The 14,448-nt window shown below is 70.2% G+C and carries 13 protein-coding genes; 2 read left to right on the forward strand and 11 right to left on the reverse strand.

From position 1 onward, the window contains the following. Nucleotides 1-55 precede the first annotated feature (55 nt). A complete protein-coding gene (locus ACZ48Z_RS08540; RefSeq protein WP_468735048.1) occupies nt 56-1,792 on the forward strand; it encodes a pyridoxal phosphate-dependent aminotransferase in 1,737 nt (578 codons plus the stop codon). A gap of 67 nt (nt 1,793-1,859) precedes the next feature. Here the strand turns inward: ACZ48Z_RS08540 and ACZ48Z_RS08545 are convergent, their stop codons facing one another. The 9 genes from ACZ48Z_RS08545 to ACZ48Z_RS08585 form a co-directional block, all read right to left on the reverse strand. Beyond that, entirely contained in the window at nt 1,860-2,834 is a 975-nt protein-coding gene (locus tag ACZ48Z_RS08545; RefSeq protein WP_468735049.1) for a ribose-phosphate diphosphokinase, read from the reverse strand. Next, complete coding sequence (locus ACZ48Z_RS08550; protein ID WP_468735050.1) at nt 2,831-3,901, reverse strand: alkene reductase; 1,071 nt, start codon at nt 3,899-3,901, stop codon at nt 2,831-2,833. The genes ACZ48Z_RS08545 and ACZ48Z_RS08550 overlap by 4 nt, the downstream gene beginning before the upstream one ends. Nucleotides 3,902-3,924: 23 nt before the next feature. Next, nucleotides 3,925-4,857, reverse strand: coding sequence for a pseudouridine-5'-phosphate glycosidase (locus ACZ48Z_RS08555; RefSeq protein WP_468735051.1), 933 nt, complete (start codon nt 4,855-4,857; stop codon nt 3,925-3,927). Further along, nucleotides 4,854-5,108 (reverse strand): tautomerase family protein, encoded by a 255-nt coding sequence (locus ACZ48Z_RS08560; RefSeq protein ID WP_468735052.1) that lies wholly within the window; start codon nt 5,106-5,108, stop codon nt 4,854-4,856. Before ACZ48Z_RS08560 ends, ACZ48Z_RS08555 begins: the two co-directional genes overlap by 4 nt. Nucleotides 5,109-5,171: 63 nt before the next feature. After that, nucleotides 5,172-8,999, reverse strand: coding sequence for a non-ribosomal peptide synthetase (locus ACZ48Z_RS08565; RefSeq protein WP_468735053.1), 3,828 nt, complete (start codon nt 8,997-8,999; stop codon nt 5,172-5,174). A gap of 34 nt (nt 9,000-9,033) precedes the next feature. After that, nucleotides 9,034-9,942 (reverse strand): EamA family transporter, encoded by a 909-nt coding sequence (locus ACZ48Z_RS08570; protein ID WP_468735054.1) that lies wholly within the window; start codon nt 9,940-9,942, stop codon nt 9,034-9,036. Then, a complete protein-coding gene (gene upp, locus ACZ48Z_RS08575; RefSeq protein WP_468735055.1) occupies nt 9,939-10,604 on the reverse strand; it encodes a uracil phosphoribosyltransferase in 666 nt (221 codons plus the stop codon). The genes ACZ48Z_RS08570 and upp overlap by 4 nt, the downstream gene beginning before the upstream one ends. 118 nt (nt 10,605-10,722) lie before the next feature. After that, complete coding sequence (locus ACZ48Z_RS08580) at nt 10,723-11,406, reverse strand: phosphoribosylanthranilate isomerase (protein WP_468735056.1); 684 nt, start codon at nt 11,404-11,406, stop codon at nt 10,723-10,725. Between the two features lie 55 nt (nt 11,407-11,461). After that, entirely contained in the window at nt 11,462-12,118 is a 657-nt protein-coding gene (locus ACZ48Z_RS08585; RefSeq protein ID WP_468735057.1) for a nitroreductase family protein, read from the reverse strand. A 116-nt stretch (nt 12,119-12,234) separates the two neighbouring features. Between ACZ48Z_RS08585 and ACZ48Z_RS08590 the strand changes: the two genes are divergently transcribed. After that, the gene (locus tag ACZ48Z_RS08590; protein WP_468735058.1) at nt 12,235-12,723 is read left to right on the forward strand and encodes a MarR family winged helix-turn-helix transcriptional regulator; all 489 of its coding nucleotides are present in this window, start codon (nt 12,235-12,237) and stop codon (nt 12,721-12,723) included. Between the two features lie 74 nt (nt 12,724-12,797). On the opposite strand, the gene ACZ48Z_RS08595 is transcribed toward ACZ48Z_RS08590, so the two are convergent. Both ACZ48Z_RS08595 and ACZ48Z_RS08600 read right to left on the reverse strand, forming a co-directional pair. Next, entirely contained in the window at nt 12,798-13,754 is a 957-nt protein-coding gene (locus ACZ48Z_RS08595) for an arabinan endo-1,5-alpha-L-arabinosidase (protein ID WP_468735059.1), read from the reverse strand. Nucleotides 13,755-13,913: 159 nt separating this feature from the next. Next, nucleotides 13,914-14,444: an SUKH-4 family immunity protein gene (locus tag ACZ48Z_RS08600; RefSeq protein WP_468735060.1), complete on the reverse strand. Its 531-nt coding sequence runs from the start codon at nt 14,442-14,444 to the stop codon at nt 13,914-13,916. Nucleotides 14,445-14,448: the final 4 nt, after the last annotated feature.

Here is a 14,448-nt window from a genome sequence, read left to right on the forward strand (position 1 = left end):
CCCAATGACGACGGACCCGGTCGTCCCCGCCGGGTCCGCCCCATACGGAGGTTCGATGGCCGACAACGTCACCTCGTTGTTCCGCAGCACTTCTGCGCACAGCCCGTCCATGGCGGCGCTGGCGCGCGAAGGCGGAGACGGGACGGGGCCGGTGGACTTCTGTATCCCCTGCAATCCCTACTTTCCCACCCCGGCGATGATGGACACCATGGCCTCGCGGCTGAAGGACATCATCACGTACTACCCCAGCAGCGCCGACACGATCACCGCCGAGCTGTGCAATCTGCTCCAACTCCCGCCGCAGGCCGTGGCGATGGGCAACGGCTCCACCGAACTGATCACCTGGATCGACCACCTGCTGGTCCGCGAGTCCCTCGCCATACCGGTCCCCACCTTCGGCCGCTGGACCGACCAGCCGATGGAGACCGGCAAGCGGGTCGACATGTTCCCGCTCCAGGAGTCCAGCGGCTTCGCCCTGGACCTCGCGCAGTACGCCGAGTTCATCCGCACCCGGGGCACGCGGGTCGCGGTCATCTGCAACCCGAACAACCCCGACGGCGGCTTCCTGCACAAGCACGCGCTCGTGCAGTTCATGGACGCCATGGCCGATCTGGACCTCATCGTCATCGACGAGTCGTTCCTGGAGTTCGCCGACGCCGAGCAGGAACCCTCGGTCGTCCAGGAGGCGATGATCCGGCCGAACGTCATCGTCCTGCGCAGCCTCGGCAAGAACTTCGGCCTGCACGGCATCCGCTTCGGCTACATGGTCGCCAACCCCTCGCTGGCCGGCCGGGTCCGCTCGATGCTGCCGAAGTGGAACCTCAACGCCTTCGCCGAGTACGTGGTGTTCATGCTCAAGGAGCACGGGGCCGAGTACGCGCAGAGCCTGCACCAGGTCCGCCGGGACCGCCTGGACATGGCGAGCCAGCTCTCCCAGCTGCCCGGCCTGACCGTCTACCCCTCCCAGGGGAACTTCCTCTTCGTGCGCCTTCCGGTGGGCGCCGAGGGCACCGTGGTCCGGGACCGGATGCTCACCGAGCACCGCATCCTCGTCCGCGAGTGCGGCAACAAGATCGGATCCTCCAGCCGCTTCCTGCGGCTCGTGGTGCGCCCCCAGGTGGACGTGCGTCGCCTGGTGTCCGGCCTGGAACAGGTGCTCTACGGGACCAGGAGGGGAGCCGCCGTGCCCGAGCTCGCTCAAGGGACCAGCTACAGCTCGGGTACGGCGGCAGTGGACCGCCTCGTCGGCCAGACCAACGGGGCCGGCATGCAGGGCCTCGCGGCGATGGCCGTCGGCGGCGGCGGTGGGATGGGCATGGCGAGCATGCCGACGCCGATGTCGGCGCCTCAGCCGGTGCAGATGCCGGCCGCCGTGGCCTCGGCGCAGTCGGACGGAATGGGGATGGGCATGCCGACGCCGATGCCGACGCCCATGTCGGCGCCTCAGCCGGTGCAGATGCCGGCCGCCGTGGCCTCGGCGCAGTCGGACGGAATGGGGATGGGGATGGTGGGCATGCCGATGGCGATGGCGGCGGCACCCGCACCTCCCCCGGCCCCCGCCCAGATGGCCCCCGCCCCGGCCCCCATGGCTCCGGCCCCGATGCCCTTCGCCGCGCCGAGCGGCCCCACCCCGCCGGGAGTTCCGGCCCGTGGCGGGCTCACGGCCGCTCAGGTGCGCGGCATGACCGCACCGGCGGCGGGCGTACCGCAGGAGTTGTCCACGGCGCCCGCCACCGGCTGGCCCAACGCGCAGAGCTGGCCGAACGCGGCGGGGATGGGCCAGGCGGGATAGCCCGCGCGACGCGGCAGCCTCGCGACGAAGGGCCTCCGGCGGGGTCTGCCACGCCGGAGGCCGTCCGTCACAGCTCGTCGAGGAGGCTGGTCACCGAGCCGTTCTCGAAGATCTCCCGGATCGCATGCGAGATCAGCGGTGCGACCGACAGGACCTCGACCTTGTCCAGGCCGGTCGCACCGGCCGTGGGCAGGGTGTCGGTGAAGACGAACCGGCTGACCCGGGAGTTCTTCAACCGGTCCACCGCGGGCCCGGACAGGATGCCGTGCGTGGCCGCCACGATGACGTCCTCGGCGCCGTTCGCGTACAGCGCGTCCGCCGCCGCACAGATCGTGCCCGCCGTGTCGACCATGTCGTCCACCAGGACGCACACCCTCCCCGCGACCTCGCCGACCACCTCGTGCACGCTGACCTGGTGGGCCACGTCCTTGTCCCTCTTCTTGTGGACGATGGCCAGCGGCGCGCCGAGCCGGTCGCACCACCGGTCGGCGACCCGGACCCGGCCGGCGTCCGGCGAGACCACCGTCAGCCGTTCCCGGTCGGTGCCTGCCGCGATGTGGTCGGCGAGGATGGGCAGGGCGAAGAGATGGTCCATGGGGCCGTCGAAGAACCCCACGATCTGGTCGGTGTGCAGATCGATGGTGATGACCCGGTCGGCACCGGCGGCGCTCAGCAGATCCGCGACGAGCCGGGCCGAGATGGGCTCCCGGCCCTTGTGCTTCTTGTCCTGTCGCGAGTAGCCGTAGAACGGCGCGACGACGGTGATGCTGCGGGCCGAGGCCCGTTTCAGCGCGTCGATCATGATGAGCTGCTCCATGATCCACGTGTTGATGGGCGCCGTGTGGGACTGCGTGACGAAGCAGTCCGCGCCGCGCACCGACTCCTCGAAGCGGACGTAGATCTCCCCGTTGGCGAAGTCCCGTGCCTGGGTGGGCACCAGGCGGGTGCCGAGTTCCCGGGCGATGCGAGCGGCGAGGTCGGGGTGGGCCCGGCCGGAGAACAGGAGCATCTCCCGCCGGGCGCCACGGGTCACGGAGGTCACCGGCCGAGCACCGGGTAGTCGGTGTAGCCGCGGTGGTCGCCGCCGTAGTAGGCCGACTCGTCGGCCGCGTTGAACGGTCCGCCGGAGGCGATACGGGCCGGCAGGTCGGGGTTGGCCAGGAAGAGGGCGCCGAGCGAGACGGCGTCGGCCAGGCCTTCGTCCAGGATCTGCTGTGCGGTTTCGGCGGAGGCCGGGAAGGAGTCCGGGGTGGCGTGCGGGTTGACCACCAGGCCGCCCTGCCACAGGTCACGCACGGCCCGGGTGACGGGACGCGAGACGATCTCGCAGACCTCCAGGAACGCCAGCTCCGGCAGCGCCGGGACGAGGGCCGCGTAGAGCGCCTGGGTGTCGCCCTCGGCGATGTCGTTGTAGGTGTTGCCGGGCGAGACACGCACGCTGGTGCGCTCGTTGCCGATCGCGGCGGCGACGGCCTCGGTGACCTCGACGGTGAGCCGGATCCGGTTCGCGAGCGAACCGCCGTAGGAGTCCGTGCGGTGGTTGGTGTTCTCGGCGAGGAACTGGTGCAGCAGGAAGCCGTTGCCGGCGTGCACCTGGACGCCGTCGAAGCCGGCCTCGACCGCTGACCGGGCCGCGTCCGCGAAGTCCCGTACGGTGGCGGCGATCTCGTCCGCGGTCAGCTCGTGCGGGACCGGGTAGTCCTGCGGTCCCGCCGGGGTGAAGCACTGCCCGGCGGCGGCGATCGGGGACGGGGCGACCGGCTGGTGGGCGCTGTCGTAGAGCGCCGGGTGGCCGATGCGGCCCGAGTGCATGAGCTGGACCACGATCTTTCCGCCCGCGGCGTGCACGGCGTCTGTGACGGTGCGCCAGCTCTTGACCTGCTCGGGGTGGTGCAGGCCGGGCGTGTTGAGGAAGCCCTGGCCGACCTGGGAGGGCTGGGTGCCCTCGGTGATGATCAGGCCGGCGGAGGCGCGCTGGGCGTAGTACTCGGCCATCAGCTCGGTGGCCCCGCCGCACGGCTTGGCGCGGTTGCGGGTCATGGGGGCCATCACGAGCCGGTTGTCCAGAGCGATCTTGCCGAAGGTGACGGAGTCGAACAGCGAGGTCATGATTTTTTTCCTTTACGAGGGTGTCAGCCGCGGTCGGACTGGTGGCGGGCGTAGGCGGCGGCCAGGCGGCCCCCGACCTCGGCGGTGGAGATGAGGACGGCCATGTTGGCCTGGGCGGTGCGGCCTCCGGTGGCCTGGTCGACCGCGTGCATCAGGTACTTGGTCAGGCCCTGGCCGCCCACACCGTCCCGCTCGGCCTGCGCGAGCGCGTCCTGGATGGCGGCCTCGGCCTCGGCCGGGTCGACGGCGTCCTCGGCGCGCGGCGGGGTGGCGACGACCACGCCGCCGGGGTGGCCGGTAGCCCAGTGGGTGGCGACGACCTCGGCGATCAGGTCCTCGTCGTCGATGCGGTGCGGGGACCTGATGCCGCTGGAGGCGCAGTAGAAGGCGGGGAAGTCGTCGCAGCCGTGGGAGAGGACCGGGACGCACTGCGTCTCCAGGTACTCCATGGTGAGTTTCAGGTCGAGGATCATCTTGGCGCCGGCGCACACGACCGCGACCTTGGAGCGGGTGAGCTGGATCAGGTCCGAGGAGACGTCCATGGTGGTCTCGGCGCCGCGGTGGACGCCGCCGAGGCCGGCCGAGGAGAACCACGGGATGCCGGCCAGTTCGGCGGCGACGAGCGAGGAGGCCACGGTGGTCGCGCCGAGACCCCGGCGGGCCAGCACCACGGGCAGGTCGCGGCTGGAGACCTTGGGGATGCCGGTCCCGGACGCGAACCGCTCGATGTCCTGCTCGGTCATGCCGACCTTGAGGGCCCCGTCCTCGACGCAGATCGTCGCCGGGACGGAACCGCCCTTGCGGACGGCGGCCTCGACCTCGTACGCCGTCTCGGCGTTGTGCGGGTAGGCCAGGCCGTGGGTGATGACGTTCGACTCCAGCGCGACGACGGGCCGCCGTTCGTGCAGGGCCTCGCGGACCTCTTCGCTGTAGCGGATCGGGATGCGGGTGCTCATCGGGTTCCTTCGGCGGGGATCGGCTGGGAGTAGTTCGGCTGCTTCCACAGCAGGTGGGCCTTGGCGTCGATCTCGGGTGTGTGCACCCGTTCGATCCACCGGGACGGCTCGACGGGTTCCACGGCGATCGACACCGCGCCCTCCTCGACGCCGAACACCTGGGTGACGGCGTCGGTCAGTGCGGTGACCAGCTCGGCCCGCTCGGCTTCGGTGAAGGTGCGGGGAAAGTGGCTGATGCTGATGTGCGGCACGGCCGCGTCCCTTTCGGTCGGGGACCTCGCCCCGCGGCGGGGGAACTCACGGGGCGAGGAGTCTCAGTGACGGTGCGTCAGATCCCGTATGCGGGCGATCAGTTCGTTCACTCCGTGCTTCTTGAGCACGGAGTAGTGGTCGCCGTCGAGGTCCACGAGCACCGGCGGTTCGGCCGAGTAGCCGGAGCTGTCCTCCAGGAAGGAGTAGTCGTCGCCGCGCGCCTTGAAGACCGTGACGGGCGCCTCGATGCGTCGCTCGCGCAGTTCGCGGAAGCTGTACTCGAACTCGTAGGTCTCGGCGACGATCCGGGTGATGCGGCGAATCGTTTCCTCACCGAGGGCCGGCAGCCGGTCGTGGACGAAGGCGACGAAGGAGTCCTCGTCGGTCACCTGCCGCAGACAGGCCCGCACGGCGGGGCCGTGGACGGTGCCCGCGAAGACGGAGAACAGGATGGTGACGTAGGCCGGGTTGGCGAAGGACGCCTCGCGGCCCCACCGTCGTCCGCCCTCGTTCGCGACCTCCGGGTTGCCGGGGCAGATGAGCAGCAGGCTCTCCACTTTCTCGCCGGCCTGCTCCAACTGCCACGCCGCCTCGAAGGCCACACGCGCGCCGAAGGAGTAGCCCCACAGCGTGTACGGTCCGGCCGGCTGGGCCCGGCGGATCTCGGCCACGTCCGCCGTCGCCATCTCCCGGATGGTGCCGTAAGGGACCTCGCCGGGGTTGATCCCATGGGCCTGGATCCCGGTCACGGGCCGGTCCAGGTCCACCCCCTGGGCCAGGAGCCGCAGGTTCATCGGGTAGCCGCCGAGGCCCGGCCAGCAGAAGACCGGGCTGCCGGGGCCGCCGTGCAGCGGCACCAGGCGGGAACCGGTCTCCGGGTCGCCGCGGTCGACGCGCGCGGCCAGGTCGGCCAGCTTCGGTGACTCGAAGATCACCTGGAGCGGCAGACCGGCGTCGAACTCCCGGTTGATCCGGTTGACCAGCGCGACGGCGTGCAGCGAGTTGCCGCCCGAGGCGAAGAACTCGTCCTGGACGGACACGTCCTCGTACTTCAGCATCCGGCCCCACTCGGCGGCCAGCCAGCGTTCCGTCGCCGTGGTGGGCGCGACGAACTCGGCGGCGCTGTGGATCGCGGCGACCTCCGGCAGCGCTGCCGTGGCCTTGGCGTCGATCTTCCCGTTGGCGGTCAGCGGCAGTTCGTTCACCACCACGACCCGGGCCGGGATCATGTAGTCGGGCAGGAACCGCGCGAGGTCGTCGCGGATCAGTTCCGCCGGACCCCGGGTGTGCACGGCGTCCTCGGCCATGCCCTCGTGCGCGGCCTGCTCGGTGCTGATCCGGCCGCCGACGAAGAAGTATGAGGCAGGCGCGGGCGGCGCTCCGGCGGCGGCGAGCAGATCGTCCAGGCGGCGGGCGGCCGGCAGTGGGTTGCCCGACTTGGAGGAGTAGCCGGAGGACATCAGGCCGATGCCCGCGGTGCGCTGGAGGCGGTGCAGCAGGGTGCCGAGGACGATGTAGTGCCGCCACGAGTCGGTGGCCCGGGAGACGGCGCTGATCCCGAAGGCGGAGCGCTCGTACACACTCTGGTTGATGGCGATGACGTGCCGCTTCTCCACGACCCCGGAGCCGGCCGGGTCGAGCCGTCCGGCCCGGTGGCGGTAGAGGCCCTCTGGCAGTCCCACCACCCGGTCCCCGTGGGCCTGGACGAACAGCTCGGCCTCGTCCGGCTGCTCCAGGTCCTGGTACGGGGTGATCTCGAAGGTGCCCAGGTACCGGTCGTCCTCGGCCGCGTCGAGCCGGTCGGCGACCGCCGGGTGGAAGCCCACCGGGGCGACGGCCAGGCCGAGTTCGGGCAGCACCTCCTCGAGGACGCCGAGCATATGACCGGCCTCGAACTCCAGGACCTCCAGGATGTTGTTCTTGTACACGGGCTCGATGGCCCGTGTCCGCCCGAGGAAGTGCACCCGCAGCACCGGCCGGGACGAGCCGTGGCCCGGGTCGCCGACGCGTACCAGGGTGTGGTCGGCGGGGTGGTGGTAGTAGACGCCGGACAGCCCGAACAGGCCGTCGATCTCCAGATACATCTGTGTGGCGTACAGGGCGCCGGGCGAGGCATAGGTGTACTTCGGCAGCAACCGTTCGTCGCTGCGGAACGGGCCGAACCAGCGCAGGACGCGGCCGAGTTCCGGCAGCGTGAGCTCGGTGAGCGGCCGGGGCGCGCGGGGCGTACGGCGGCGCGGGGAGAGCAGGGCGAGCACGTCGTCCGCGGTGACCGCGCCGCCGTCGTAACGGCGGTAGGTCTTGCGGGCGAAGGCCTCGCGGCGCTGCGCCCCGGTGGCCTGCCGGCCGGGCAGTTCGAGCACCGGGCGCCCGGCCAGTTCGGCGGGACCGCGCAGTCCCGGGTTGGACAGCTGGGCCCTGACCTGGACCTTGGACGCCTTGGACCGGTGGTGGGCGGCGTCGTCACGGCCCTGGTCCATCACCGCGGCGGTGCGCTCGTTCAGCTCCACTGCCGCAACGAGGGACTTGCCGCCGGTGCGGGGGTCGTCGGTGACGACGGCTGCCGCGCGCCGCACCCAGGTGTGCTCCTCGACCCGGGACGCCACCTCCTCCAACTCGACCCGGTAGCCACGCAGTTTGACCTGGTTGTCGGTTCTGCCGGTGAACTGGATGGTGCCGTCCGGGTTCCACTGGCACAGGTCGCCCGTACGGTACAGGCGTTCCGTCGGATTGAACGGCGAGGTGAGGAAGCGTCCGGCGGTCGCCTCCGGCAGGCCGATGTAGCCGCGGGCGACCTGGACGCCGCCCACGAACAGCTCACCGTTCTCGCCGATGTCGACGGGCTGCATGTTCTCGTCGAGGATGTAGCAGGTCACGTTGTCCGCGGGCACGCCGACCGGCAGGATCCCGGCCGGTGCGCCGTCGAGGGCGTCGGGGTCGATCCAGTGCGAGGTGGCGTTGATCGTGGTCTCGGTCGGGCCGTAGAGGTTGACCAGGGAGACGCCCGGAAGGGCCGTGAACAGCTCCTGGGCCAGCGTGCGGGTGAGGGCCTCGCCGCCGGAGAAGAGCCGGGTCAGGGAGGTGCAGGTGCCGAACTCCTCGGTGTCGACGAGGGCTTGGAGCAGGGTCGGCACGGCCTGGAGTGCGGTCACCTGGTGTGCGCGGACCATGGCGATGACGGCCTCGGGGTCCCGGAAGATACCCGGGGTTCCCATCACCACCCGCGCTCCGACGGCGGGCGCGAGGATCTCCCACTGTGCCGCGTCGAAGCTCATCGGCGTCTTCTGGAGAATGGACACCCCGGGGCCGAGGTGTCCGCAGTTGGCCAGCCAGCGCAACTGGGAGACGATGCTGCGCTGTTCGATCATCACCCCCTTGGGCCGGCCGGTGCTGCCCGAGGTGTAGATGACGTAGGCGAGATGGTTGCCGCGCGCCGCCGGCAGGGGTGCCGTCGGGTCCTCGGGGATGTCGTTGAGGTCGACGACGGTCGTGCCCTCAGGGGCCAACTGCCGCGCCTGCTCGCGCAGATGGGGCTGAGTGACGATCACCCGGGCGCCGGAGTCCTCGACCATGTGTCTCAGCCGGGCTTCCGGGTAGTCGGGCGAGAGCGGCAGATACGCGGCACCGGCGGTCAGGATGCCCCAGGCCCCGGTCATGAGGTCCGCAGAGGACTCGGTGTAGAGGCCGACGCAGGTGTCGGGCAGGACGCCGAGTCCGACGAGCCGGGAACCCAGCCGGTCGGCCAGGGACTTGAGCTCGCGGAAGGTCAGACTTCCGTCGACGGTGGTGACGGCCGTGTCGCCGGGGCGCAGTCCCGCCTGATGGGCGAGCAGGCCGCGCAGCGACGCGGGCTTGAAGGACACACCGGATATGGGTGCCTCGGTGTTCATGTGGTGATCCCCCCGAATCGTTGATGAGAGTCGATCAGACCCGGCTCGCCGCGCGTTCGGGCGGCGCCGGGTTGGGTCTCCGGTCTCGGCCTCTCGGCTGGGCGAGGACGACCGCGCCCACCACGGCGGCCGCGCCGAGGAGTTGGAGCGGGCGCAGGGTCTCGTCGAGGAAGAGGTAGCCGAGGACCGTCGCGCACAGCGGTGAGGCGAAGGACAGGAAGGAGGCGGCGAGGGCCGGCAGCCGGGACAGACCTCGGAACCACAGGACATAGGCGATGAGCGCGCCGATGACACTGAGGTAGAGGAAGCCGCCGACGTTGGTCCAGGTGAGATGGTCGGGCAGGCCCTCGCCGGCCAGGGTGACGGGCAGCAGGACAAGCCCGCCGACGGTGAGCTGCCAGCCGGTGAACGTCAGCAGTCCGACGCCCTCGGGACGGCCCCACCTCTTGGTGAGCACGATGCCGGAGGCCATGGACAGGGCGCCGAGGAGCCCGGCCAGGACACCGACGCCGTCGAGACCGGCGTGCGGCTGGAGCACGAGCAGGGCGACTCCGACGGCACCGACCAGGCAGGACACCAGGTGGACGGGCTGGATCCGGTCCTTCAGCAGCGCCGAGCCGAGCAGCAGCACGATCATCGGCTGGATCGTCATGACCAGCGCGGCCACTCCCCCGGGCAGGTGGTAGGCGGCCAGGAACAGCAGATAGAAGAAGGCGCCGATGTTCAGGACGCCCAGGACGACGGCCCGCCACCACCAGATGCCCCGGGGAAGCGTCCTGGTCATGAGCAGCAGGAGCAGTCCCGCGGGCAGGGCGCGCAGGGTGGAGGCCAGCAGCGGCCGGTCCGGTGGCAGGAACTCGGTGGTGATGAGGTACGTCGATCCCCAGACGGCCGGGGCGAGCGCGGTGAGGGCGGAGGTCGCGGCGAGGCGCTGACTGCTCACGTGGTGGCTCCGGAGTCGGTCGTCCCGAAGAAACGGTCGCCGAAGTCACCGATGCCCGGGATCATGAACGCGTGCTCGTTGAGCCGGTCCTCGATCGCGCTGGTGACGATCTTGACCTGCGGGCGCTCGACGCCCACCCGGCGCAGCCCCTCGGGGGAGGACAGGAAGTTGATCATGATGATGTGGTTCTCGGGCACCCCGGCCTCGCGCAGCACGTCGATCGCGGCGATCGCGGAGCCGCCGGTGGCGAGCATCGGCTCCAGCAGCAGTACGTGACCGTCGGCGATGTCCGCGGGCAGGTGCTGGTAGTACAGGTGCGGCAGCTTGGTCCGCTTGTCGCGCTGGATGAGGATCTTGCCGACGCGGATGCCTGGGTGGAGATAGCGCAGCTCGCCCTCCATGGCCTCGCCCGCCCGGATGACCGGCACCGCGCAGATCTTCGAGGCGAACTCAAGCCCCTGGTAGGTGGTGCCGACCGGCGTGGTGACGTCCTTCTTGGTGAACGGCAGGAGGTCGAGGCCGGCTTCGAGCAGCTGCCGGATGACGCGGCGCGAGTGGAAGACGAAGTCCTCCCGGGTGCAGCCCTTGTCCCGGATGATCGTGTGGATGGCGCGGAGCTGGTCGGTCTGCGGGAGCAGATGGACGTTGTGGCCCGTGGTCACGGCATGGGCTCCTTCGGGTCCGTTGGGTTCGACGGGTACGACTCGCTCGGCGAGGGCACGGCGAAGAGACGGGCGTCCGGGCCGGATCGCGGTCCGGACGCCCGCTTCGGTGCTGCGCTCAGCCGATCTCGTCGAATGCCCGGCGGGCCTCGGCGACGAACTTCGCGACCTTGGCACGGTCCTTGCGACCGTCGGGGCCCTCCAGGCCGGTGTGCGCGTCGACGGCGGCGGGTCGGACCGCGCGGATGGCGTCGCCCACGTTCTCCGGGTTCAGACCGCCGGCCATCATCAGCGGCTTGGGCGAACGCCGGACGAGTTCGGCGGAGACGTTCCAGTCGTGGGTGAGGCCGGTGGCGCCCTTGGCGCCGGTCCTCGGGTCGAAGGTGTCCGTGATGTACATGTCGACGAAGGCGTGGGTGTCGTCGACGAGCCTCAGCAGCTCCTCGGCGTTGTCCTGCTTGACGACGAGGGACTTGAGTACGAAGAGGTCCGGCCGGATCTCCTTGAGGCGGCGCAGCTGCCCCGTCTCCACGTCGCCGTGCAACTGCACGGCGACGACGCCGAGTTCGTGGCAGAAGTCGCTGATCTCCGTGGCGTCGGTGAGATAGCTGATGAGGACGCCGTCGTGCGGGGCGGCGAGGCCCTTGATGATCATCGCGGCGTCCTGCTCAGGAATGTCGTCCTTGCCGGACGGCAGACGCAGCGCGAAGCCGAGCCAGTCGGCGCCCTGCTCGATGATCATGTCCGCCTCGGCGGCGTCGATGACGCCTGCGACCTGGACGAGCTTGTTGACTGTGGTCACGAAGACCAACCCCCCCTGTTGGTGCGCGGTGTTCGCGCTTGGTTGTGATGTGGTGTCAGCGGCCGTACGTCTCGCTGAAGCAGGTCAGCGCGCGGTCCCTGCGCCCTGGGTGAAGCCGGCTCTCGGCCGGATGGCCCAGCGGCATGAGCAGGGCGATGTGCAGGTCGTCGCGGCCGTCGATGCCGATGGCCTTCTTGACCTCCCCCTCGTCCCAGCCGTTCATCGGGCTGGTGGCCAGACCCGCGGCCTCGGCGGCGATCATGAGGAAGGACGCGGCGATCATGGCGTCCTTGACCGCGTACTCCCGCTCCAGGCCCCGGCCCGCGAGGTCCTCGTAGAAGAGGCGGGTGTCGTCGGGCGAAGCTGCGGCGAACCGCTCGGACCACGCCCCACGATGCGTCGCGGTGTCCCACACGTCGCCGCGGTCCTCGCGCCAGGCGGCGGACTCGGCGACGAACACGAGCATCACCGGCGCTTCCTGCGGATGCGGCTGGCCGCCGGTGGCCGCGGTGAGCGCCCGGCGCCCCTCCTCCGAGGTGACGGTCACGACGGAACGGGCCTGCAGATTGAAGCTCGACGGCGCCTCCAGGGCCAGATCCACCAGCTCCGCGAGCAGCGCGCCCGGTACCGGATCGGGCCGGTAGTGGCGAATACTGCGGCGGGAACGGATGATCCGGGAAACGGTGGCGTGATCGACGCTCGATGCGTTCACGACCTTACCCCCTGACTTTTCGACGTCGAACTATCTGACACCGAGAAGCTATGTCATGAACTACACTTGCGTCAAACACTTCGCTGTCAAACTAAACCTGAACGGGAGGTGACCTCATGCGTGACTCCGTCGACGAGTTCATGGACCAGTGGGCCGCCCAGCGCACCGATCTCGACCTCGACGCCATGGGCACGGTCGGCCGCATCCTGCGGCTGTCACGACTGGTGAACGCCCGGCTCAAGGACTATTTCACGCAGTACGACATGGAGACGTGGGAGTTCGACGTCCTCGCCACCCTGCGCCGCAGCGGGCAACCGCTCACAGCCAAGGCGCTGGCCGGCAGCGTCATGATCGGCTCGGCCGCGCTCACCAACCGCATCGACCGGCTGGTCGCCCGCGGTCTGGTCACCCGCGAGTCCGTGCCCGGCGACCGGCGCAGCCTGCACATCGCCCTCACCGCCGAGGGACGCGACCTGGTCGACCGCACCGTGGAGGGACATGTCCAGAACCAGCTGAAGATCCTCGCGGGCCTGACTCCGGACGACCGCGAGGACCTCACCCGCGTCCTGCGCACCCTGCTGGTCTCGCTCGGCGACACCCGCTGAACCCACCGCACGCACAACACCTCGCCGCCGCCCGGCAGTTACGGGGCGGACGCCGACGAGGCAGACACGGGGCGTCAGTAGGCGACCGGCCAACCGGTGCTCCAGTTCAGCAGGTTGATGCCGAGCTTGGGGGTGCCGTTGTCGTTGCCGTCGTAGTAGTGGTACACGATCAGGTCGCCGTCGGAGTCGCTCATGATCGACTGGCCGCCGGGGCCGATGTACCGGCCGTGCGACTCCAGGACCGGGGTGCCGCCGTTGTTCGTCATCGCGACGCCGTCCTTGTCGACGTACGGCCCGGTGACACCGGTGGCCCGGCCGACCTTGACCTTGTAGGTCGAACTCGTGCCGGCGCAGCAGGTGTCGTAGGACGCGAAGAGGTAGTAGTAGCCGCCCCGCTTGACGATGTACGGCGCCTCGACGGCCTTGGTGCCGGTCGGGCGGGCGGCGATCGAGTACCGGGTGGTGTTGGAGGAGAGCTGCTTCCCGGTGCTCGGGTTGAGCTGGATCATCTTCAGGCCGGTCCACCAACTGCCGAAGGACAGCCACCACTTGCCGTCGCCGTCGACGAAGAGGTTCGGGTCGATGGCGTTGTAGTCGCTGGAGGTGGTGGAGGTGTACACCGTGCCCTGGTCGGCCCAGGAGCCGGGCAGGCCGGTGCTCGAAGTGGCCAGGCCTATCGCCGACTTGTTGGAGCCGAAGGTCGAGACGGCGTAGTACAGCAGGTACCTGCCGCCCTGGTACGAGATGTCGGGCGCCCACGCCTCGGTGGCGTACGACGACCACCAGCCCGGTTTGGTGGTGAACGCGTCGCTGCCCGCCGTGAACGCGGTCCGGTCGGTGGAGGTCCGGTAGCCGAGACCGCCGCCGGTGCCGTACAGCAGGTACCGGCCGGCCGAGGTCCGGATCATGGTGGGGTCATGGATGGTGGTGGCACCGGTGACGGTCCCCGGGTTGGGGTACGCGGAGGCCGTGCCCGGAACCAGGGCCAGCAGGAAGGCGACGGGAACTGCCAGAAGTGAGGTGCGGCGCACGCTGACGCTCCTTGAGTGGGGGGATGTTCGACATGTCGATCACCGATCAGAGCTTCGGACCGGACCGTAGAATCGAACCCCTTGCGCGTCAATGACCCGCGCGGCCCCAGGAGCCGCTGCCGGCCGGGGACTTCGCGTCAGTACCGTCCTCGGTACGGTTCAGCCGACCTGCTCGAAGACCATCGACCACCAGCTGTCCGGCTGTGCGAACGCGTACGGGTCGCGGGCCCTGAGGTACTCCACGAGCGTGTCCGTGTACGGTGCACGGTCCTGCGGCGCGGCCTGTTCCAGGTGCTTGGTGCGCAGTGCGAAGCGGTACAGGAACTCGACGAGGTCGGCGAGGGTGCGGTTCACGATCTCGGCGCGCGGCTCCGCGTCGAAGGACATGAGGATGACGTAGCCGCGGTCCATGTCGAGGCAGTACCGCATCGCGGGGTCGTCGGTGGGGCCGCCGAGGACGAGGATGTGGGTCTCGTCGCCGCCCGCGGCGACCGGCACCACGGTGAAGGGATCGGGCCCCTCGTCGGCGGTGTCGAGGGTGAACAGCACGTCGATGAACGCGGGCACACCGACGTCGCACAGCACCTCGGCGTCGGCCTCGGACAGTCCGCGTTCCTCGGCGACGGCACGGTCCAGCGTGACCACGCGGTCCGCACCGAACAGTTCCGTCATCTCGTCATGGGTGGCCATGCGT

The organism is Streptomyces sp. NPDC031225 (assembly GCF_055570355.1).